Genomic DNA, 22,943 nt, shown 5'->3' on the forward strand with positions numbered 1-22,943 from the left:
ACAGTAGAAACTTTGCTCAAAGAAGCCTTTTCGGCACGAAAAGATGTAAATGTTGGCGTTTTGTTGCTTATAGTCTATGTGTTGATTTTTAAATAGATTTTTATCGGAGTTATGGACGGTAACTTAGTGTTATCTTTGGTTTTTTGCCTGTGCGCCAGCATGAGCCTAAAGCTGCGTAATTTTTGTATGTAACAAAAAATTAAACTTTACAACGCTGCCCCGTATGTTAGGGACAACACCACAGGGGTAAAACCCTCGATAATTTAGCGCTTACTGCATTTGATAGCGTTCACAAAACCATAAAAATCTTATCTATATAGCCGCTAGTGCTCGGCTTGGGAGCACGACTTTATTGAGGGTGTTCTTAAGGGGGAAGGTTTCTATCCAGATGGGGCGGCGCGTTAAAATCTTCGAGTAATCTAACTTAGAGGCAAAAGTGAGCTAGGTGCTTTGCTTCCATTCGTGGGTTAGGATTAAATCGCAGGGTTAGGATTCAAAACTCTATGGTGTAACATTTGACTCCCCCTTTTTTATTCTTGCGTTACACCCCCATGAGTCAGTTCAAATAGGGGGGCTTTATTGCTTGGCCATGTCGGTTTTTCTATGGGGGACTCAAAAGTTGTCAGCCAAACTTCAAGCTCACCGGAGCCTGATAAACACCCCATGTAGGAAAAACACATGCCGCTATTTATCATGTTATTGGCAAATTGAATCGCCTCTTCAAGAGAGCCTTCTTCCTTGTTATGGCTGAAGGTTTCGTCGTCCCACACCCAGTGGATAGGTGCTCCATCTTCATCACAAGCAAGGTATCTTACGTTCTCATAACCTTCGCTAGCTGCTGTTAATGAATCCAGAAAGGATTCTCTGATTTCTGAGAATCTCTTTTTAAATTCTTCAATGTCGATATTTTTACTAATAATATGCTTCATACTTGCCTTAGAGGTTAACACCAAGCTCACCGGAACATTTTACGAAGAGCGTTTTTGTGGAAAAATGAAGCGAAGCTGAATTCACAAAAATGAACGTAGTAAAATGTTTCCGCGTGTAGCTTTTTGTTATGCAGTTACGAACCCAGATCTTTTGTAATGCACAATCCATCCTCGTGATGTAACAACAATAGTTCGCCTGCGCTTATCTGTTTCATCAATGGCACTTTCAATTAAATGCGCATCTTCTAGCAGTTTTAATTGTGGCCTCATCGACTGCTGCGAATCGTAACCGAAATTTTCATAATCACTTGGAGATGCACTACCGCCCTCAGCTATTAGATCATCGAATACTTTCCACGCTCTGTTGCCAACTCCACTTGTATCTTTTTCATATTTATCAGCTATTTCTGCCATCCACACCTCAATAAGATCAAGCTTATCTTTTGAGTTTGTAGGTATGCTATTTGAGAGATAAGCCCAAAACGCAAAGTCTTCGCAGTACTTGAGCGAATTTCTTAAGTTTCTGTTACCTATTTTATAAATATGACTAAAACCATCGGACTCCACTGGTGCATTTGCCTCTTTAATTGAAAATATTTCCAAACGCTTCTGTAATGCTAGTTCAGCATTAACATCATTAATTGGGTTAACATCAATAGGATCAGATAATAATCCCTGTAGCCTCGGAGAAGAGGCAGAGCTTCTTATTATTCCTCTTGCGCCACAGAGCACCCATCGTAACCCAACAATATTCAACAACTCGTCCCGCATAGCCTCTAATAATTCTCTTGCTCCTTTAGATGTTTCCAATAGCTCAAGATTGTCAATTAAACAAATGAAACCGCCTGACGTGTTTGATGGAAAGCATGATTTTAACCATGCCTGAATAGTTGCTACGAATCCTGATTCAGTAAACCCCGTTCCGCTGTTTGGTGTTGTAGAATGGGTCACATTTCCTCCAAATCCAGCAATACTTGCACCACCGCCATTTAAATGAAATAGAGGAGAGTTCAACCACCGATTGATATCGTCAACATGTGGAATCTCATACCCTTTTTCTTTGAGAATTTGATTGTGAGTCACAAAGTTTTGAGCAACGGAAAAAAGAACTTTTTGCTTAAAATTTTTAAGATTATCTTCACTTGTAAGCTGAAAAGGCGGTTCGATAGGTATGAACGCAGGCCCATTTTTATCGACGAATTCCCTAAAGAGTTTATAACCTGCGACAGAAACCAAACTTGTTTTACCAACCCCATTAGGGCCTTCTAGAGTAGGATGAGTGTCTGATGATCGGATATAAGTCATCAACCTGCGCAGTTCTGATTCTCGACCAACAAGCAGCTCTACACCTTCCTCATTGGCCTGTATAGGACGAGGGCTATACGGATTGTCTCTAAACCCTAATTCGCTCCACATAATAATTCCTTAAAATTGCTCATATGGTTAATTGAATGCATAACATTTTATTCATGCGCATGCGCGTTTACCTCGTTGGACCAGTGAAAGCGCGCACAGTTAACTATCTGTATGAAAAGAACTTATCAGCTTTCTGCCGCTTTTCATATAAGTAATCCATCTGGAAAAACGCGCATGCGCGTTTTCCAAACCTATTAACTAAAAGCCAGCTACTATAGTCAATTGATTTTATAACGTTTTATTTGTTGCGAATGGGGTTAATGCGCACTGATATTGTCTTCAAATTATTCAAAAATACCTCAATTTAAATATGAATATACCCATACATTGTCAGTCGATTTATCGCAGGGCCAAACATAGGCAAATAGAAAAGAATTGTATCGCAACAGGAGTGAGAATTTTCGATTGAGCTAACGAGCCGAAGCACGGAATGGAGCATTAGCTTTTTAGTCAGATGAACCGTTCAATGGTAATAAATGCTATTTAAGAGATGGCTGCGTTAACTTATTTGTTGGGGTATTTTTGATTTCAAAATGGGCGTATTTGATAGGGACGGCGTTATCTTCGTCATTCTTAACGAGCCTTTATTCCTTGGTGCATCCTAGAGTCAAATTAAGGATGCCCCACTCACAAGCGAGCGGGGCGAAAGATTAGGCCTGTTGGAAGGAATAGAGTTTGTACTTGTTGTTCTCTGCTGGCACGGTTAATTGGCCGAACTCGGCGGCGATGGTGTCCGAATAGGGTAGGTGGCGGTTAGCGACAATTTGCCAAATGCCTTTAGATTGTAATTGCTTGGCACTATCGGCGACAAAACCTTGGGCAATGCTGGTCGTGCTGGCAAGGCCATCGTGGAACGGGGGATTGGAGATAATACCGTCGAATTTTCCACTGGTTTGCGCCAATCCATCGGAGGGATAGACCTTGGCCGTCATGCCGTTTGCTGCCAGCGTAAGTTCGCAAGACGCCAGTGCCATGGCATTGATATCAATACATTCTAGCGACAGTGTCGGTTGTGCCTTTAACAGTGCAGCGGCAATCACACCGGCGCCGCAGCCAAAATCCAGTACTCGCCCAGAGAGCGTTGGCAGATGCGACAGCAATAGCTCTGTGCCTTGGTCTAAATGCTTCTCGCTGAACACACCGACTAAGTTGCAGATGGTGATATTGCCCTGCGGGGTGGCGAGTTGATACTGGCTAGTCCAATCGCTGAGTTTAATCTCGGGGGCGGTATCGATTAGGCTGCTGCCAAAGAGTAGGCAATGGCGCGCGTTATCGAGTTTGACGCCAGTGGCAAAGTATTTCGGCAGCAGTTTGACTAAGGATTTAACCCCGCCTTTGTTCTCACCCACGACTAAGAGTTGACCATCTGCCACTAAATGCTGAGCGGCCAGATTAAACAAGTAGGGCGCTAACGGCTTAGCCTTAGGAAAGTACACAACCACAGTGTCGTACTTATCCTGGTGGGGCAGGTGATGGCCAAAATAGCAGCGCAGTTTGGCATTAGCCTGCGGCGCTAAATGCAGGTAATGGTGGTAATCCAAGGCGAGGGCATCGACGGACTGGGCGACATCGAGCAGTGCTTTGGGCAGAGAGTCTGCCTCATGGTTTAGCACTAAGACTTTATGTTGGCTCAGGGTTTCCTGATTGCGGATAATGACTTGCGATGGATTTGTTAACACTGCATGGCTACCGTAAAAAATAAGTGCGGGCATTATACCCCTTATTCGGCTACGAGCCAGCCTGCAAGCCGCCGACTTAAGGGATGCAGCAAAACAGCGCTCACTCGAAACGGTGTGGAATGAAAGCCAATAAAAAAGGCAACTGTGTTAACACGGTTGCCTTTTATCTGTTAGCCGGCGCGATATTCGCTTAGGCTATTTTTTGTAAATAGCATCAAATTAGCCCTGAGACTGCACTGGTGCTAGTTCTGGTGCTGGAGCTGGAGTCGATACCTGTGCGGTGGCTTTTGGCTTTTTAGGCTTAGGTAACAGGCTAAAAATCTTATTGGCGATATCTGTGTTGTCTTGATGACCGTTAAACAACTCAGAGGCTGGGCCTGCGGCAAAGACTTGCACGTCAGTCCCTGTGTGGCCGCCGGTCGTCCAACCCGTATCGGTACGTTTATCAATCACATGGCGAATCGCAACGGCCATGGTTTCTAAGCCCTGCATTCTGGCAACATTTAACTTAGTCACTTCTTCTTCGGTCAATTCAAAGCCTAAACCGCGGGATAGGTCTGCTTGCCAAGTGTCACCGCCAAGAGCGGCTTGGGCTAAGGTATCTGAGCTTGCCGAGATATTACGTAGGATCTCGGGATTCCAGTTGTAGTTACCATCGGCGCCAATCGATAACCCGCCAGTATTATGGTCGGCGGTGATCACCATTAAGGTATCGGGATTTTGGCGTACGAATTGTTCGACGACTTCAATTGCATTGGCAAATTCATCCATTTCGCCCATGGCGGCGGCGATATCATTGTTGTGTCCAGCCCAGTCGATAAGGCTACCTTCGACCAGCAGCACAAAGCCTTGCTCATTTTGCGACAGTAAACTCAGGGCTTTTTGAGTCAAGGTGCTGAGTTTTTTAGCATCTTTTTCATCAATCGCCCAGGGCAGTTGCACCTCGGCAAACAAACCTAAGACCTTAGGCTGGGTAATGCTGGCCAGATCGTCAAAGCGGGCAATGTGTTGATAACCCTTGGCGGTGAACTGGGCTAACAGCTCTGGAGGAAAGTACTTTTGCCCGCCACCTAAAAACACATCGGCGTTGGTTTCGAGATAACTTAATGCCAGTGCGTCGTAGTTTTTACGGCTCTCGTTATGGGATAAAAAGGCCGCTGGCGTGGCATGGTTGATTTGCGACGTGACCGCCACACCCGTGCTCAAGCCTAAGGTTTTGGCCTTTTCAAAAATGGTAGGCAGTGGCTGTTTTTGTGTATCGACCGAAATGGCGCCGTTATAGGATTTGACTCCTGTCGCGAGGGCAGTCGCGGCGGCGGCCGAGTCGGTGACATAACCACTGACGCTGGCGGGATAAGTGCTCGCCATGCCAACCAATAAACGGTCGAAGACGGTTTGTTCGACTTCTTCGGTATCTGGATTGTCCTTGTAATAACGATAGGCACTGGTATAGGAAGGCCCCATGCCGTCGCCAATCATGATCACAATATTTTTCGGGCGTGAGGGGGCTTTTACTGGGCCAGTCTCATTCGCTCCTGCTTCAACTGCCAGTGCGGAGGTGGAGAGCCATAAACTCATACCAAGCAATAACAGTGGCGCTTTGGTGAAACTCATATCAGATCCCTAGAAGTCGTAGGCGCTCTGTGGGCGCCTTCAATGAATAATATTATCTTGTAGGTGTACAAGCTTACTGGGCAAGACGGGCTTCGATGGCATCGAACAGCATGCCAGTAATGTCCACATCGAATGCCGCTTGGATTTCACGGATACAGGTTGGGCTAGTGACGTTAATCTCGGTCAGCTTGTCACCAATCACATCCAGACCCACAAAAATCAGGCCGCGTTTTTTCAGCTCAGGGCCAATGGCACGGGCGATTTTCCAATCTGAGTCCGATAACGGCTGGGCAACACCGCTGCCGCCTGCGGCCAAGTTACCGCGGGTTTCGCCTTTTTTCGGAATACGCGCTAAGGCGTAGGGCACGGGCTCACCGTCCACCACCAGAATACGCTTGTCGCCCTTGGTGATTTCAGGAATAAAAGCCTGCGCCATGGCGTATTGGTTGCCATATTGGGTCAAGGTTTCGATGATCACCCCAAGGTTAGGGTCGTCCTGCTTCACGCGGAAAATCGAGGTGCCACCCATCCCGTCTAATGGCTTGAGGATGATATCGCCCTTAGCTTGGTGGAACGCGCGGATGCGATTGGCATCGCGGGTCACTATGGTTTCTGGCGTAAATTCGCTAAACCATGCGGTGAATAGTTTTTCGTTGGCATCGCGCAAGCTTTGCGGTTTATTCACAATCAGTACGCCTTGCTCTTCGGCGCGCTCTAGCATGTAAGTGGCGTAGATAAATTCGGTATCGAACGGCGGGTCTTTACGCATTAACACCACGTTCAGCTCGCTCAGCGGCGTGTCTTTGGCCTCGCCCAGTTCGAACCATTTATTGGCATCGTTGATAACCGTTAATGGACGCATATTGCCCATGGCAACACCGTTGACCATAGCGAGGTCGGCCATTTCCATATAAAACAGTTGGTAACCCCTTTCCTGCGCCGCCATTAGCATGGCAAAACTGGAGTCTTTCTTAATGTTGATCTCACTGATGGGGTCCATCACTATGCCGAGTTTTATCATTAATCTGTTCCTTATTGATTGCCGTCGCAGGCAAAAAGCATTTATGGATTAGCCAGTAATCGATTCGCCAGCCAGTGTTACCCGCTGACGTTTAACCGTTTTAGATTTAACCTAAGTCACCAAATCTAAGTTGCAGCGCGGTAATCGCCGTGAGTGAGGCGGTTTCGGTGCGCAGCACTCGGGGGCCGAGTAACACATCGGTAAACTGGTAGGTTTCCGTCATGGCGATTTCTTCCGCCGATAATCCCCCTTCGGGGCCGATCAGCAGGCGTACACGGGTATGGGATAAGTCTAAGCCATTGATACCGTGTGCCGCCCTTGGGTGCAAGTTGAGTTTGAGTGCGCTGGTCGGTTCGCTGCACCATTCCTGTAATTCCATGGCGGGGCGAACGATGGGCACTTGGCTACGGCCAGATTGCTCACAGGCGCTGATCACAATCTTTTGCCACTGCTGGATTTTCTTTTCGAGACGCTCACCCGTGAGCTTGACGCCGCAGCGGTCAGAAAACAGTGGTGTAATGGTATTCACCCCTAGCTCAACGGATTTTTGAATGGTGAACTCCATCCGATCGCCACGGGAAATCACTTGGCCTAAATGCAGGTTGAGGGGCGATTCCGATGGATTAGCCTCACTGGAGAGCACTTTTACCGTGACCGATTTTTTTCCCGCATCGACAATTTCGGCAAGATAATCATGACCATCGCCATTAAACAGGCTAATGTGTTCGCCACTGCCCATACGCAACACTTTGCCAATATGGGCTGCGCCATCCTCATCTAAATTCAGCTGTTGATTTACGGCTAATGGTTGAGGTTGATAAATTCTTGGAACTCTCATTGTCGACCTTATTCGGCTAATTGTTGGCGCAGTGGCGGCGCATTGCAGGCATTCTGCACAAAGGGATTATGATTACCTTGGATCTGCGCTATGGCGTTATCGCGTTTGCATTCAATAGTATCAACTGGATAGCTTTTATCCCATGCTTTGAACAATTTTAATTGCTGCGAGGCGATTTTAAGGCCGTAGGTTTGCTGCATATACAGGTAAGTACGGGCAATCTTGCCACGCGCATTGACGGGCGGCTGGGCTTGGCGATTCTTAAAGTCGATGACCATAGTGCATTGACCATATTGGTCGGCCTTACCGTTCCATTGGCTAAAACGGAAGTTGCTGCGATCGCCGTTCACTTCACCAATCGCGGGCACCAGATTGTGCATGTCCGCTTCCATTTTATTGAATTCTTGACTGTTATCGGCGCAGTTTTTACGGCCGCCCTTTTGCCAGCATTGTAATTGATGGCCAAATTCCCATGCAGGGACTATATGCTCCCATTCGATGCGGTTGGCGCGGGTCTCTTGTTTACGCACTTGATAGCCGCAGCTGTTGAGATCTGGCTTCCAGGATTTGCCCTTTATTTGGATATCACAGCCACAATAAAAACTGACCGCTGGCAAGGTGCCCTGACGGCTGCCTTGATATAAAGATTGGGACAAGACCTTGGCTTGACTAAAACTATTGGGGTGTGAAGGAGAGGCATGGACTGAGGTCGAAACCGCCAGCCAACTGAATAGGCACAGCAAGGCTTGCCGAGACCTTAAGGCTATCTTGGTGTTGTTCAATATTTATCCCAAAAAGTAATCTGTACTACGCGAGCCTATGGCTCGTCTCTTATGCCTGAATGGTAAGGGAAATACCGCGCCTTATGCAAATCGCTCGTACTTTGGGCGGAGGATTTGGTGTATGGCGGATTATTCGGCGGCTTCGATAAAGGTGAGGTGGGTATGGCAGCGTTTGCATAGATAACGGGTTTCACCACGCAATACTTTATTATGGCGACGGATGCTCAGCCTAACCGGACCGCAGGCACAGCGGTACTCAAAGTCTTTCCCTTTAACCGACTGAGTATCGAAACTGTGGGTGGTATTGGGGCTCACCTTAAACAGCTTGAGCATGATGGATTGCCACTCGCGGCCATGGGGCTTGGTTTTGCCAAAGAGTTGGAAACAGAGCAAATGGCTTATTTCGTGGGGCACCACTTCAGCTAAAAAGGCTTCGCTATTTTCCCTGAGCAATACGGGATTAAAGCGCAGGCGATTCTGTTGCAAATGGGCTGTGCCCGCACTCCGTCCCCGCAGGGTAAATTGGGTTAGCGGCCGCGCAAATGGACGCTTGAAGTAGATTTCCGCCTGCTGGTAACAGTCTTCGATGCGTACCAAGATTTGTTGCTGCAGAGGTGTCAGCGGCTTTGGCTGGCGTTGTGACGTGGCCGAGTTAGCCGCCGTTGCTGAGGTGATACTCGTGGATGAGATGGCTTTACGGCGCAGGCTATTGAGTAGGGATCTCGGGTTAAACATAGACTTAGGCGTTAACTCTTATTTTGCAAAGCATCAATTAAACAATATCTCTAACTATCGCAAGGCATCTATTAGAATTTCACGAGTCCAAAACCCTTATTCAAGGTGGCTCGACAAGCGTTTTGGCAAGCGTTCGCATCATAACGAACGCTTGCCGACAATGCCAGTATTGCGACTGTTACAGGCTCGCTGCCTGCATCACCATAGTACGCACTTGCTCGACGATGGCTTGTTCAGTGGCATTGTCGTAGCCCTTCACCCTTGGAGTGTGGATATGGCCGACCTTGGCAGGGCTGTTGAACTTTTGCTGTAACACAATGGCGCGATAAGAAATCTCGTTTGAGAGATACCCACCGCCAGAACCTTCGACCGAGGTTTCATTTTGCAGCTCGCTTAGGGAGCTGGCATTAAATTCGCCGCGCGCTAGTGTGGTCACTGTATGGTTGTCGTTGACTTTCCATTGGCCGTCTTTGACCTGCATGGCGGCGACGGGCAGTGAAAACTCAACAAACTCAGGGCCGATAAAGTCTTTACCATTGAGTTTGGGGGCGACAGGCGCGGTTTTGCTTCCGCCTGTGTATAGATTTTGGTTATCGGGCGCTGCTGCACTACGGTTACGGCCTGGGAAGCGTTCAATATCAAAGTCGCTGCGGCCCATGCTGACGGTAAAGACAAACTGGGTTTTAGGATCGCGATAAATCGGGCTGAGTAAGGATTCGATAATGCCTTGGTCAAAATCCTCGAAGCGCACTGGGATCATCGCGGTTTCGATTTGGGCTTTTTTGCCGTTGATATCAAACCTAAAACCATCGAGGGCGAGGGCGACCAAGCCTGAAGGATTGCTCTGGCTGATGTCTTTATCGAGGAAGAAAGGGTCGAATCCCGTTAGGAAGATTTTTATCTGCACATCGTCGCCGTATTGGATATCGCTAAAACCGCGTGATGCCTTTTCGACGGCGCTGGCTAAAATATTTTGTTGCCAATCGGCCATTTTGAAATTGGCGCTATTGCTCTTGATGCTATTTAACATTGAGAGCCGAGCCCAGTAGAGGGATCTGTCGTCAAAGTGCCCTGACTGCACATCACGCACCGCCTGTTGCCACAGTCTATGCCCCTGACGAGCGGCAAGTTGGGTTGCATCGCGTTCATTCTTCTGTGCGGAAAGCTGAGTCGCCAAGCCTTCGTCCAAGGCTTGATAGCGGTTGACCACTTCTGCCATGGTTTTTTCTGCAGTGGGAATGCGGGACACTTCCACATCTCCTAGGAGTTGTACTGCACCTGCGGTTTGCGCCACTGTGCTGGCGAGGATAAAAACGAGGCTGGGCTTTAACATTGGCGTTTCCTTTTTATTTTAATCACTTATTTTGCTGGAAAAGGGCGATGTTCCTAAGGCGTTTGGGTTTGCTTCATCCTATAGAGGATGTAACTTATGCCAAAAAGTCACAATGATTGTTTTGAGTATAAGAGTTTACCTAGAGTGATTCGAGGATCTTATTCCTGTTTTGCATATTGAGGTCGGTGCGCGGGCGTTAATCAGCGTTGAGTGGCGAGAAACGCGGCATAAGCGCCTGCCTTATTTTTGCCACAATTGGTCAGCAGTTTGCTAGGGAAAGCCCGCCAAGACGGTGCTACTCTTAGCGCCTCATTTTTATGGATTTATTGCATTAGGCAAGGGGACATTATGCGTGCGTTAGCCTTATCGGCTGTGTTGATGGTGACAACGATGATTGGCATGCCTGCGGTGGCAAAGGAGTGGCAAGAGAACAAGAGCTGGAATGCTCACTTTAGCGAACATAAAACCCAAGGCGTGGTTGTGCTCTGGAACGAGAATACACAGCAGGGGTTTACCAACGATCTTAAACGGGCAAACCAAGCATTTTTACCGGCATCGACTTTTAAGATCCCAAACAGTTTAATTGCCTTGGACTTAGGTGTGGTTAAGGATGAGCATCAAGTCTTTAAATGGGATGGACAGACGCGAGATATCGCCGCGTGGAATCGTGACCATGATTTAATCACCGCGATGAAGTACTCGGTTGTGCCTGTTTATCAAGAATTTGCCCGCCAAATTGGTGAGGCACGTATGAGTAAAATGCTGCACGCCTTCGATTATGGCAATGAGGATATCTCGGGCAATTTAGACAGCTTTTGGCTCGATGGTGGTATTCGCATTTCGGCTACCCAGCAAATCGCTTTTTTACGCAAGCTGTACCACAACAAGCTGCACGTTTCTGAGCGTAGTCAGCGCATCGTGAAACAAGCCATGCTGACCGAGGCAAATGCCGACTATATTATCCGGGCGAAAACTGGCTATTCGGTCAGAATTGAACCGAAAATCGGTTGGTGGGTTGGCTGGATCGAACTGGATGACAATGTGTGGTTCTTCGCGACAAATATGGATATGCCCACCGCTGAGGGCTTAGGGTTGCGTCAAACCATTACGAAAGCAGTGCTGAAACAGGAAAAAATTATTCCTTAGAAGTGGTTAGCGGCGCATTTGTGTAAAATAGCCGTCATATAAGCTGTAAAGTTATATGGACAAAATACTTATAGTCGATGCGCTTATCGCTAATGGCTCATGTTTAATTCGGTCAGACACAATAGACTTATACTCAGTGCGCTACCAGTTAGTCTGAGCAGTCGTACCTTATTCCTAAACGCAAAAAGCCTAGTCAATTCGCTAGGCTTTTTTGTTATCTCAACGGCATGGTCACTCAACGTAGGGATGTGAATCAAGGAGTGGCGATATAGGCAAAGGGGAATATCGCTGCGATAAAGTGCTTAGCCCATCAAGGATTGCAGGCTTTCTTGGCTACTAAAGCGTTTGACGAAAAAGTCCAAGAAGGCACTGATATTGGTGGCTAATTGGCGACGACTGGAATACACCCCATAGACCTTAAAGGGTTCGATTGGCCATTCTTGTAGTATGGGAACTAGTTGACCATTCGCTAATTCCGTTTTGCATGCGGAGTTGGATAGCATGGCAATGCCAAAGTCATCGAGGGCTAACTGCTTGACCATAATAGGGCTATTAACCCTAACCTTACGTTGAAAATTCACCATGGTCTTACGCGCGCCTTTACCGAGGGGCCAAATGGGCGCTGAACGTGATGTCCCGAGTAAGATACCACTGTGTTCACTTAATTCCTTGGGTGTAGCAGGCGTGCCTCGGGCTTTTAAATAGGCTGGGCTTGCCACGAGAATGGGCTGGCGCTCGAACAGTAATCTTGCAACAAGATCAGAGGATTGTAGTGGCCCATATTTGATAGCTATGTCATATCCTTCACCCACTAAACCGATATCGTTGTCGGTAAACTGGACATCTAATTCCACATTGGGATATAAACGCATGAATCCGCTACAGAGGTTAGCGATTAATTCTTGGCTAAAAGAGACTGGAATAGCTATCCGTAATGATCCTGACACATCATCATGGGTACTCTCGATAACAGCCTTGGCCGCTTCCACCTCATTGCGAATGGAATCACAGTGTTGATAAAAGAGGGCCCCGACTTGAGTAAGGCTTAAGTTGCGGGTGTCGCGTTGTAATAATCGCACGCCAAGTTCTTCTTCGAGCTGCGCGATTTTGCGACTTATGGTGGATTTTGGGTGGCCGGTTTCACGTGCAGCTTGGGAGAATCCCTTCGCTCTAACTACGGCTGCAAATAGCATCATACCGTTTAAATCTGGCATGTTTTTCCCACTGTCTCATATTTGGAACATAGCGTCTTATGCAGTTTAATGGCATTTGGCGGGATAACAAAGTTATATTTATTGGCTAAAAATTTTCAGAGGCTAAAGCAGAGGATCTTTTGATGACCAGCAATAATCAGCCCACACACATGACTCAAGCCCAAACGCCCGATCCGCTTTTTTTACAAGCCGAGCATTTGGCAAAAGATTTTTCTCTGTTTCCTAAACACAGTAAACAGAGCTTATCAGATGAAATTAAAGGTCTTTTAAACGATGACGCCATTCAGGCAAATTTAAAAGACTTGGCATCGTTAGATGTCGATGGTTACGTCGCAAAAGTGATCCAGCCGACCCAAGATAAAGGTCGTCCTGGTGCAAAACGTATCATTGCTGACCTAAAAGGTCGCTTGATTACCGAAACTCACTTGGGTTCTTTCTACAGCGCTGAGGTCGAGCTGAATTTCGGTTCACGCACTCGTCGTATCGGTTTTATTGCCCAAGAGCGTACTACGGCTAACGGCGCGTGGATGCCTGAGCATCACTATGCGGCCTGTAAAGCGATTCGTCATTTCGCCGAATTGTCTATGCCTATCGTTTACCTCATCGACACCCCAGGGGCCGATGCGGGCGAAGTGGCCAACAGCCAAAATCAAGCCCATTCTATTTCTAAGGCGATCGCTGAGAGTGCCAACGTTGACGTGCCAACAGTCGGTATCGTTATCGGTGCGGGTTACTCGGGTGGCGCGATTCCATTAGCGGCGGCCAACATTCTGTTATCGCTGCGCGATGGTATTTTCAACACGATTCAGCCGCAAGGTCTGCAGAGTATTGCGCGTAAGTACAACCTGTCATGGCAGGAATGTGCTAAGTCTGTGGGCGTGTCTCCAGAAGAGCTTTACACCGCGGGTTGTATCGATGGCATTATCGATTTCTCTCCTGGTGACCGTGACGAGCGTCAGCACAATTTACGCCGCGCTATCATCAGCAGTATCGAAGCTGTTGAACGTGCAGCGATCAACTTTGTGCGTGAATCTAAAGATTTACGTGAGCACTATGACCGCAGTTTAGCGCGTTTCCTTAACCCATCTAAAAACCTGATGGCGTTAGAGTTAAACGCCGAGTTGGCCGTGGCAACTAGCCCGACCAACCATCACAACCTGTTTGGTAGTGCCTACCGTTACCTGCGTTATTTAACGCTGCGTAGCCGCATTCATTCAATCTCTCAGGAGCAATACGGACGTTTGTCACGTGTTAGCGTGCCTGAAGGTGACTTGTTAGCTCGTATCCAGCAAGAGCAAGACCGTGTATTCCAAGCTTGGTTATCAAGCCCTGATAAGCTGGTTTACGATGAAGATCTAAACAAGTTGTGGGCGAACTTTATTGCTAAGCGTGATGAAGTGTCTACCGAGCGTAACATGCTGACTCGTTTGATTTTGGGTGAACCAAAAGAGAACTACAAAAAAGCACGTAAGGCGTTGTTATTTAACATCGGTTGGTCTTTATATCACCGCTGGAAGAGCAACGCGGCAAACAACTTCAAGGGCTTAATCCAGCACCTTGAAAATCTGCCAAAATCAGTGACTCAAGCCAAGTGGCCTGAACTGAATCAACTGACTGTGCTCGATGTGGTTGTGAACGACGAACTGCGTGAAGACTTCATTTGGCAATGTCATAACATCCTGATCTTTAACTCACTGTACGACAACGTTGTGGGCAGCTTAGCGTCTATCGCGAAAGAAGCCATGATGTCTAAGAGCCTGTCGCGTAACTCAGTGAACAACCTGCTGCACAAGTCAATTGACCATGCGCTGTCGACTCAGGATACCGCTAACGACAAGGCGAAATTCTACAAGTGGCTTAAGTACTTTATGGGCCAATCTAACCGTGCTGACTTATTGGTGCGTGTAGAGCAGTGGAAGAGTGTGGGCTTCCCACAACTTAACGACAGTTTATTCGTTATCCTGACTTACTTCTTCGAGCGTTTACTGCCTGAATACTTCGACAGTGAAAGCGATAACAGCAAGTACACTGGCGCGATTAACCCTGTGCGTATCGGTCGTCGTAAGGACTTCTGGAACCGCTTGACCATGGGTTATCAGGACTTACTGATCCAAAAAGTATTACGTGACGAAAAACGTACCGGCAAGATGACGTGGGAAAATGTGATTAAGCAATTCTTCACTCATTTTGAAGAGATCAATGGCGACAAAATGTCGGCCAACTTGCTTAACTTCCCTGGTTTCCGTCTCTCAATCGAAGATGCGTTAGACAAAGGCATTCGTCCTTGCGGTCTGATCACAGGTATTGCTGACTTTAAAGAAAAAGGTCAAAAAGTCCGTGTGGGTGTGGCTGTGTCTAACACTGCATTCCAAGCGGGTGCCTTCGATATGGCGAGTGCTGAGAAATTCTCTGCGCTGCTGATCGAGTGTGCTAAGCGTAAGCTACCTGTTGTTTGCTTTATCAGCTCAGGCGGTATGCAGACTAAAGAAGGTGCTGCGGCACTGTTCTCTATGGCTGTTGTGAACGACCGTATCACTCGTTTCATCCGTGATAACGAATTGCCAGTACTGATGTTCGGTTTTGGTGACTGTACCGGTGGTGCGCAGGCGAGTTTCGTGACTCACCCATTAGTGCAAACCTATTACCTGTCTGGTACTAACATGCCATTCGCAGGTCAAATGGTGGTTCCAGCTTACTTGCCTTCGACTTCGACACTGTCTAACTACTTGTCGAAAGTACCAGGTGCAATGGCGGGCTTAGTCCACAACCCATTCAGCGAAACCTTAGATAACCAATTGGCGAGCATCGATCCGCTGATGCCAATGCCAACGGCGAAGATCAATGACGTGATCATCAACGCCCTATCAACACTGGTTGTTGAAGCGCCTGTTGAAGAAGAAGTGATTGTCCAAAACGATCCACGTAAGTTAATGAAACCAATTAACAAAGTATTGGTTCATGCCCGTGGTTGTACCGCTGTTAAGTTGATCCGTAAGGCCCACGATAACGATATCAACGTAGTATTAGTGGCGTCAGATCCTGACATGACCGCCGTACCTGCGGATATGCTGAAAGACTCAGACAAGTTAGTCTGCTTAGGGGGTAACACCTCTGACGAAAGTTACCTGAATGCTTACTCAGTACTCAAAGTGGCCGAATACGAGCAAGTTGATGCACTGCACCCAGGTATCGGCTTCCTGTCTGAAAGCCCACAATTTGCGGCATTGTGTGTGAACAATGGGGTTAACTTCGTTGGTCCTAGTGTGCATTCAATGACGACTATGGGTAACAAGTCGAACGCGATTAAGACGTCACAAAGCCAAAACGTACCAGTAGTACCAGGTTCTCACGGTATTTTGACGAACGCTGAGCAAGCGGTGAACGTGGCCAATGAAATTGGTTACCCAGTGCTGCTCAAAGCGGTACAAGGTGGTGGCGGTAAAGGTATCCAGGTCGTTAAACGTCCTGAAGATATGATTGGTTTATTCCAAAAGACCTCTACCGAAGCGGCTGCGGCCTTTGGTAACGGCGACTTGTACTTAGAGAAATATGTAACATCACTACGTCACATCGAAGTGCAGTTACTGCGTGACAAGTTTGGCAACGCTAAGGTTCTGGGTTTACGCGACTGTTCTGTACAACGTAACAACCAAAAAGTGGTTGAAGAGTCTGGCTCAACTATGCTGCCAGAAGAACTGAAGAAACAAGTGCTGGATTACACCCGTGCTTTAGGTGATGCGACCGATTACATGGGCGCAGGTACAGTTGAGTTCATCTATAACCTAGATGCGAACGAAGTGTACTTCATGGAAATGAACACCCGTCTGCAGGTTGAGCATCCAGTAACTGAAGCGACTTCTGGTATCGATATTGTGAGCGCGCAGTTTGATATTGCTGCGGGCCGTTCAATCGAGAACCTAGAGCCGAAAGAAATCGGTTATGCGATGGAAGTGCGTGTGACTGCAGAAAAAGCAGCACTGGACAGCCATGGTGTACTCCAACTGATCCCAAATCCTGGCAAGATCACCGAATGTGTATTCCCAGATCATCCAGATGTGGAAATCATCTCGATTGCCGCAGCGGGTAAAGAAGTATCGCCATACTACGACAGCTTGATCGCTCAGGTGATTATGCGCGGTGAAAACCGTGAAGACGTTATCGCGAAACTGCACGCTTACTTAGACAGCGTAGTGCTTAAAGGTATCGCGACTAACATTCCATTGCTGAAACTGATCCTAAGCGATGGCACCTTCAAAGAAGGCGTATACGACACTAACTACCTGCCACGTTTCATGGCTGAGCTCGACATTCCAGCACTGATCGCTGAAATGGAAGCCGCTGCCGAAACCGTGGGTGTAGAGACTGAGTCACTGCGTGTCGGTGAAAGTAATGAACTGAAAGTATTAGCCCAAGGCGCAGGTATCTTCTATACCTCTCCAGCCCCTGGCGAACCTGACTTCGTGAAAGAAGGCGATATTGTGACTGCAGACCAGACGCTTGCGTTAACTGAAGCGATGAAGATGTTCTCTCAGGTCAACTTAGCCGGCTTCAACCGTCAAGGCGCTGTGTTGTACCCTGAAGATAAGAAGTACCGCATCGAGCGTATTCTGAACAGCAATGGTCAGCAAGTATCGCAAGGTGACTTACTCTTCGTGGTGTCGCCAGTTGAAGATTAATCTTGCTTAAGCGATAACAGAATCGAAATACCCGCCAATCGGCGGGTATTTTTTTGCGCCCTAGAGCCAAAGTTCGAGTCTTGGATTATTTACACGTATAAGTTTGGTGTATTGGTATTATCTTAATATCACGTATACAATTTTTTTACCTTAACTAGGCAAATGACTGCGGGTCTTTGAGACGTTACATGGGTTACAGATTCTGGATTATTTTCCTCTGTATATGCTCACCTTTATCTGTGAGTGCAAATCGTTTGGCCGCAAGTAATTTAAAAGCCGATGATTCACTTAATAGTACTCAATTAGTTCGCTATTGCGTCGATCCCAATTGGCTACCCTATGAAGCCATCCGTGAAGGGAAGCATGTTGGGATTTCATCGGACTATATTCGTTATCTTGAATCACATTCATCACTAAAATTCAGTTTGGTTCCTACCTCCTCATGGACCGAAACCCTAAGTTTTTTGCAATCAGGGCGTTGTGATTTAACTCCATTACTGAATAAAACGGTTTCCCGGGAGCAGTTCCTGCATTTTAGTCATGTATATTTTCGCTCTCCCAATGTACTCGTTTCCCTTAAGGATCAACCCTTTTTACAAGGATTTGAAAATATAGGCTCGCGCACACTCGCTGTGCCTAAGGGGTATCGTTTGGCAGAATATATTCAGCATTACTACCCCAGCGTCCGCACCATAACGGTTGCGAGTGAGCCTGCAGGACTTGAAGCCGTTTTAGATAAAAGAGTCGATCTTTTTGTTGGGTCAATGTTTTCGGTAAACGCCTATATTCAGCAAACGGGATTTAACCATCTTAAAATTGCGGGATGGGGCGGGCCAGAAGATGAACTGCGTGTGGGGGTGGGCTTAGGTCATGAGGGGCTGCTGCCGATTATTAATCAAGTCCTAGATAATGTTGACGAGCTTGAGCGGATTAGGATTTATCAAAAATGGAATAATATTGCGATCATAGATGAGACGAATTATTTACTTATTTATCAAGTGATTGCTGCAACCTTGTTGGTGATCTTCTTACTTGCAATCCGTACTTATACTATCAGTCGTTACAACCGCCGTTTAACCGATAAAAACCAGCAACTTGAGGTTTTACGTTTGCAATTAGAGCAGAGTAATGCCGAGCTTGAGTTTTTATCCACCCATGATCCGCTGACTAAACTTTATAATCGACATTATTTTAACCGCCAGTTTGTTCACGAACATCGCGCCGCTGTCTCCATGGATGGCGCTATTTGCTTGGTGATGTTAGATATCGATTTTTTTAAAGAGATCAATGACACCTTAGGCCATGCGATTGGGGATAAAATTTTGATGGAGTTGTCCTCGGTGTTGCAGCACTGCGTGCGCGAAAGCGATGTGGTGGCGCGCTGGGGCGGGGAAGAGTTTGTGATCCTCTGCCATCAAACATCGCTCGATGCCGTTAAATCATTGTGTCAGCGGATAGCTCACGCCATCAAAGATTATCATTTCAGTGGTGATGTGCGGCTTACCTGTAGTTTTGGGATTGCCAAACTTGCGGTCAATGAGCCCATGCAGTCATGTTTTGAACGGGCAGATAAGGCGCTATATCAGGCAAAAGCGTTGGGACGGGACCAAATTTGTGTGGATGAGACGCACCTCTAGTGCGTGCCGAATAGACGGTATTCCTCAGTACATAGCGGATTTTATTCAGAAATCGGCTATTTATCCTAGAAAACCTGCGTCATCGAACCGATTTTAACGGGAGTATTGCCCATAGGCGCACCGTCTGAGGGTTGGGTTTTTGCGATTAATGAACCGTTAAAGCATGGAAAAACATCAATATCAGTAAAAACACGCTTATTTTTAAGGTTTTTAGTAATTGATTGATAAACGAACTAAAAATTTTTATTTAATTGTTTTCACATATTTTTCTGATTTTTTTTTAATTTTTTCCGCGACTTTATCGTGAAAAATTGCAAGAGCCATTTGCGCGCAGCGGGGTTCCAATTTACAATATGCGCCTAAAATAATCTGATGTGCGGTGTGTCGGTGGTTTGTCGCATACTCCGTCTACTTCTTAAACTAATCATTAAAGTTGAATCATGACCGAATTATCCAAATACAGAAACATTGGTATCTTCGCTCACGTTGACGCGGGTAAAACCACGACCACCGAGCGTATTCTTAAGCTAACCGGTAAAATCCATAAGTTAGGTGAAGTTCACGACGGTGAATCAACAACAGACTTCATGGTTCAGGAAGCTGAGCGCGGTATTACCATTCAATCAGCTGCTGTAAGCTGTTTCTGGAAAGACCACCGTTTCAACGTTATTGACACCCCAGGACACGTTGACTTCACAGTTGAAGTTTACCGTTCTCTGAAGGTTCTTGACGGCGGTATCGCTGTATTCTGTGGTTCTGGTGGTGTTGAGCCTCAATCAGAAACTAACTGGCGTTATGCTAACGAATCTGAAGTTGCTCGTATCATCTTCGTAAACAAGTTAGACCGTATGGGTGCTGACTTCTTACGTGTTGTTAAGCAAACTAAAGACGTTTTAGCTGCTAACCCACTGGTTATGGTTCTGCCAATCGGTATCGAAGATGAGTTCACTGGTGTTGTTGACCTGTTAACTCGTAAAGCTTACGTGTGGGATGATTCTGGTATTCCAGAAAACTTCACTGTAACTGACGTTCCAGCAGACATGGTTGACCAAGTTGAAGAATACCGTGAAATGCTGATCGAATCTGCTGTTGAGCAAGATGACGACCTGTTAGAAGCTTACATGGAAGGCGAAGAGCCATCTATTGAAGACCTGAAGCGTTGTATCCGTAAGGGTACTCGTACTATGGCATTCTTCCCAACATTCTGTGGTTCTGCGTTCAAGAACAAAGGTATGCAACTGGTTCTAGACGCTGTTGTTGACTACTTGCCAGCACCAGACGAAGTTGATCCACAACCTTTAACTGACGAAGAAGGTAACGAAACTGGCGAATACGCTATCGTTTCTGCTGACGAGTCATTAAAAGCATTAGCGTTCAAGATCATGGACGACCGTTTCGGCGCCCTGACTTTCGTACGTATCTATGCTGGCCGCCTGAAGAAAGGTGACACCATTCTTAACAGTGCAACTGGTAAGACTGAGCGTATCGGCCGTATGTGCGAAATGTATGCAAACGATCGTATCGAAATTGAATCAGCAGAAGCTGGTGACATTATCGCTATCGTGGGTATGAAGAACGTACAAACTGGTCACACTCTGTGTGATGTTAAACACCCATGTACTCTGGAAGCCATGGTGTTCCCAGAGCCAGTTATCTCTATCGCAGTAGCGCCAAAAGATAAAGGCGGCAGCGAGAAGATGGCTATCGCTATCGGTAAGATGATCGCAGAAGATCCATCATTCCGCGTAGAAACTGACGAAGATTCAGGTGAAACCATCCTTAAAGGTATGGGTGAACTGCACTTAGACATTAAAGTGGACATCCTGAAGCGTACTTACGGTGTTGAGCTGATCGTGGGTGAACCACAAGTAGCATACCGTGAAACCATTACTCAAATGGTTGAAGACCAATACACCCACAAGAAACAATCTGGTGGTTCTGGTCAATTCGGTAAGATCGAATACATCATCCGCCCAGGTGAGCCAAACTCTGGCTTCGTGTTCAAGTCTTCAGTTGTTGGTGGTAACGTTCCTAAGGAATACTGGCCAGCAGTTGAGAAAGGCTTCGCGAGCATGATGAACACTGGTACTATCGCTGGCTTCCCAGTGTTAGACGTTGAGTTCGAACTGACTGACGGTGCTTACCACGCAGTTGACTCTTCAGCAATCGCGTTCGAAATCGCTGCTAAAGCGGCATTCCGTCAGTCTATTGCTAAAGCTAAACCACAACTGCTTGAGCCAATCATGAAAGTTGACGTGTTCAGCCCAGAAGACAACGTAGGTGACGTAATCGGTGACTTAAACCGTCGTCGCGGTATGATCAAAGACCAAGTTGCTGGTGTAACTGGTGTTCGCGTTAAGGCTGACGTTCCGTTATCAGAAATGTTCGGTTACATCGGTACTCTGCGTACAATGACTTCAGGCCGTGGTCAGTTCTCTATGGAGTTCTCACACTACAGCCCATGTCCAAACAGCGTTGCGGACAAAGTTGTTGAGCAAGTTAAAGAGCGTAAAGCTGCTGAAGCTAAGAAGTAATTCTTAACTTCCTCTAAATAGAAACCGCTGCTAAGCCAAGGCTTGCAGCGGTTTTTTTATGGGTGAAATTTAAGGATACACATAGCTTGAGTGTTGCAGCCTAAGGCTTAGTTCAAGCCCAGTCTAAGGCTTAGTCTAAGCCCAAGCCTTGAAGGAGCTGTTTAACGCAGTGCTTTCTGTTTACTCAGTTCCAGTAACGCATTGGCCGCAGGGGTTAAAGGTAGATTTTGCCGCCAGATGAGGGCTAAATCCCAGGTCATCGCCGGTTGCATAGGTCTAAACACTAGCTTGCTGGTGCTGAGTTTTTGGCAAATAGGTTCGGGTAAAATCGCTAGGCCCATATCGGCCTCGACCATGGCGGCGAGAAAATCCCATTGGCCGCTTCGAAACGCGATATTCAGTTGCACTCCCGCCTTACGACTCAGGCGATTGATTAGCTTCGCCAAGGAAAAATCTTCGTTATAGAGAATAAAGGGATAGGGTTCAAAATCCTGCCAGCTGAGGTGAGATTGACTGGCGAGCGGATGCCCATCGGGTAAGCAAGCTAGCAGGGGATACTTAGTGAGCGGTTGATTCACCAGCTCGGTCTCATGGGTGGTTGGCAGTGCGGTAAAGGCGATGTCTAAGCTGTTATTCAGCAGTGCCTGTTCACAACCAAATCCGCCGTATTCATACATTTGCAGCTCAACGCCGGGATAACGTTTTCGGTAACTGGTCAGTAGCCCGATAATTAGACTGCTCATCATAGGGCAGACACCTAATCTTAACCGTCCTGTTTTAAGTCCGCTTAAGTTGCTCATGTCCTCCTGCAATCTATGCCATTGCCCGAGTATTTCCCGCGCGCTGTGTTCAAACAGTTGCCCTGCTTGGGTCAGCTCGACCTTCTGATTGTTACGGATAAGCAGCGTCTCGCCTAAACTCTCTTCGAGCCTTTGGATGATCTTGCTCAGCGTGGGCTGGGTGATAAAGCATTTTTCCGCGGCACGGGTGAAGTTTTCCGTTTCGACTAAGGTCAGAAAACATTGCAAGGTCTTGATTGGGATGTTCATGCTTAAATGGAATCCATTGTATGGCGTTAATTCATTTTACTGATGATGGCCTAAGTATTACTTTGAGCTCGTTAACAGAACAGGGGAATAACCAATGAAATCCACATCAAGTTTATGGGTCGGTGCTTTGTGGCAGGCGGCTATGCCTGAAGCAAAGAATGTGCAAACAGCTAAAGCGGTGCAAACCAGATTAACAGCTCCAGCGGGTGATTTGCATAAAGCAAAACAACAAGTAAACCCAGCCTAGGCTGGGTTTTTACTTTTCAATAGTTTGCGCTCTCTTCCCACCCGTTTTCTTTCTCTGCTCTCCTACCTTCATTGTGCACGGCCGTTTAACGCT

At 46.9% G+C, this 22,943-nt stretch carries 16 protein-coding genes; 5 read left to right on the forward strand and 11 right to left on the reverse strand.

The window, feature by feature from the left end:
• Positions 1–530: 530 nt before the first annotated feature.
• The 9 genes from CBX96_RS07740 to CBX96_RS07780 all read right to left on the reverse strand — a co-directional run bounded on the left by CBX96_RS07740 (position 531) and on the right by CBX96_RS07780 (position 10,347).
• Positions 531–929, reverse strand: a complete 399-nt coding sequence (locus tag CBX96_RS07740) for a hypothetical protein (RefSeq protein ID WP_109286285.1) — start codon at positions 927–929, stop codon at positions 531–533.
• A 126-nt stretch (positions 930–1,055) separates the two neighbouring features.
• The gene (locus tag CBX96_RS07745) at positions 1,056–2,345 is read right to left on the reverse strand and encodes a hypothetical protein (RefSeq protein WP_109286286.1); all 1,290 of its coding nucleotides are present in this window, start codon (positions 2,343–2,345) and stop codon (positions 1,056–1,058) included.
• 650 nt (positions 2,346–2,995) lie between these two features.
• Positions 2,996–4,024 carry a methyltransferase gene (locus CBX96_RS07750; protein ID WP_109286318.1) on the reverse strand — a complete coding sequence of 343 codons (1,029 nt, stop codon included), beginning with the start codon at positions 4,022–4,024 and terminating at the stop codon, positions 2,996–2,998.
• Positions 4,025–4,243: 219 nt separating this feature from the next.
• On the reverse strand, positions 4,244–5,638 hold the full coding sequence (locus CBX96_RS07755; protein WP_109286287.1) for an alkaline phosphatase: 1,395 nt from the start codon (positions 5,636–5,638) through the stop codon (positions 4,244–4,246).
• Positions 5,639–5,711: 73 nt separating this feature from the next.
• Entirely contained in the window at positions 5,712–6,659 is a 948-nt protein-coding gene (gene gshB, locus CBX96_RS07760; RefSeq protein WP_109286288.1) for a glutathione synthase, read from the reverse strand.
• A gap of 106 nt (positions 6,660–6,765) precedes the next feature.
• The gene (gene rsmE / locus CBX96_RS07765) at positions 6,766–7,497 is read right to left on the reverse strand and encodes a 16S rRNA (uracil(1498)-N(3))-methyltransferase (RefSeq protein WP_055648161.1); all 732 of its coding nucleotides are present in this window, start codon (positions 7,495–7,497) and stop codon (positions 6,766–6,768) included.
• Between the two features lie 8 nt (positions 7,498–7,505).
• Positions 7,506–8,282: an endonuclease EndA gene (gene endA / locus CBX96_RS07770; RefSeq protein ID WP_109286289.1), complete on the reverse strand. Its 777-nt coding sequence runs from the start codon at positions 8,280–8,282 to the stop codon at positions 7,506–7,508.
• A gap of 126 nt (positions 8,283–8,408) precedes the next feature.
• A complete protein-coding gene (locus tag CBX96_RS07775; RefSeq protein ID WP_109286290.1) occupies positions 8,409–9,014 on the reverse strand; it encodes a SprT family zinc-dependent metalloprotease in 606 nt (201 codons plus the stop codon).
• A gap of 178 nt (positions 9,015–9,192) precedes the next feature.
• Positions 9,193–10,347 (reverse strand): hypothetical protein, encoded by a 1,155-nt coding sequence (locus tag CBX96_RS07780; protein ID WP_109286291.1) that lies wholly within the window; start codon positions 10,345–10,347, stop codon positions 9,193–9,195.
• A gap of 348 nt (positions 10,348–10,695) precedes the next feature.
• Here CBX96_RS07780 and CBX96_RS07785 point away from each other — a divergent pair, with 348 nt between their 5' ends.
• Positions 10,696–11,493, forward strand: coding sequence for an OXA-48 family carbapenem-hydrolyzing class D beta-lactamase OXA-436 (locus tag CBX96_RS07785; RefSeq protein WP_058842180.1), 798 nt, complete (start codon positions 10,696–10,698; stop codon positions 11,491–11,493).
• A 302-nt stretch (positions 11,494–11,795) separates the two neighbouring features.
• Here the strand turns inward: CBX96_RS07785 and CBX96_RS07790 are convergent, their stop codons facing one another.
• On the reverse strand, positions 11,796–12,707 hold the full coding sequence (locus CBX96_RS07790) for a LysR family transcriptional regulator (protein WP_011621492.1): 912 nt from the start codon (positions 12,705–12,707) through the stop codon (positions 11,796–11,798).
• 122 nt (positions 12,708–12,829) lie between these two features.
• Between CBX96_RS07790 and CBX96_RS07795 the strand changes: the two genes are divergently transcribed.
• From CBX96_RS07795 to fusA, 3 genes are all read left to right on the forward strand, one after another.
• Complete coding sequence (locus tag CBX96_RS07795) at positions 12,830–17,383, forward strand: biotin carboxylase N-terminal domain-containing protein (RefSeq protein ID WP_109286292.1); 4,554 nt, start codon at positions 12,830–12,832, stop codon at positions 17,381–17,383.
• A gap of 188 nt (positions 17,384–17,571) precedes the next feature.
• Complete coding sequence (locus CBX96_RS07800; protein ID WP_109286293.1) at positions 17,572–19,020, forward strand: diguanylate cyclase; 1,449 nt, start codon at positions 17,572–17,574, stop codon at positions 19,018–19,020.
• Between the two features lie 440 nt (positions 19,021–19,460).
• Positions 19,461–21,554, forward strand: coding sequence for an elongation factor G (gene fusA, locus CBX96_RS07805; RefSeq protein WP_109286294.1), 2,094 nt, complete (start codon positions 19,461–19,463; stop codon positions 21,552–21,554).
• Positions 21,555–21,715: 161 nt separating this feature from the next.
• Here fusA and CBX96_RS07810 read toward each other — a convergent pair whose 3' ends face one another.
• Positions 21,716–22,603, reverse strand: a complete 888-nt coding sequence (locus CBX96_RS07810; RefSeq protein ID WP_011718228.1) for a LysR family transcriptional regulator — start codon at positions 22,601–22,603, stop codon at positions 21,716–21,718.
• A gap of 94 nt (positions 22,604–22,697) precedes the next feature.
• Between CBX96_RS07810 and CBX96_RS07815 the strand changes: the two genes are divergently transcribed.
• Positions 22,698–22,850 (forward strand): hypothetical protein, encoded by a 153-nt coding sequence (locus CBX96_RS07815; protein ID WP_011627178.1) that lies wholly within the window; start codon positions 22,698–22,700, stop codon positions 22,848–22,850.
• Positions 22,851–22,943: the final 93 nt, after the last annotated feature.

The organism is Shewanella sp. BC20 (assembly GCF_003129585.1).
Classification (GTDB): domain Bacteria; phylum Pseudomonadota; class Gammaproteobacteria; order Enterobacterales; family Shewanellaceae; genus Shewanella; species Shewanella seohaensis.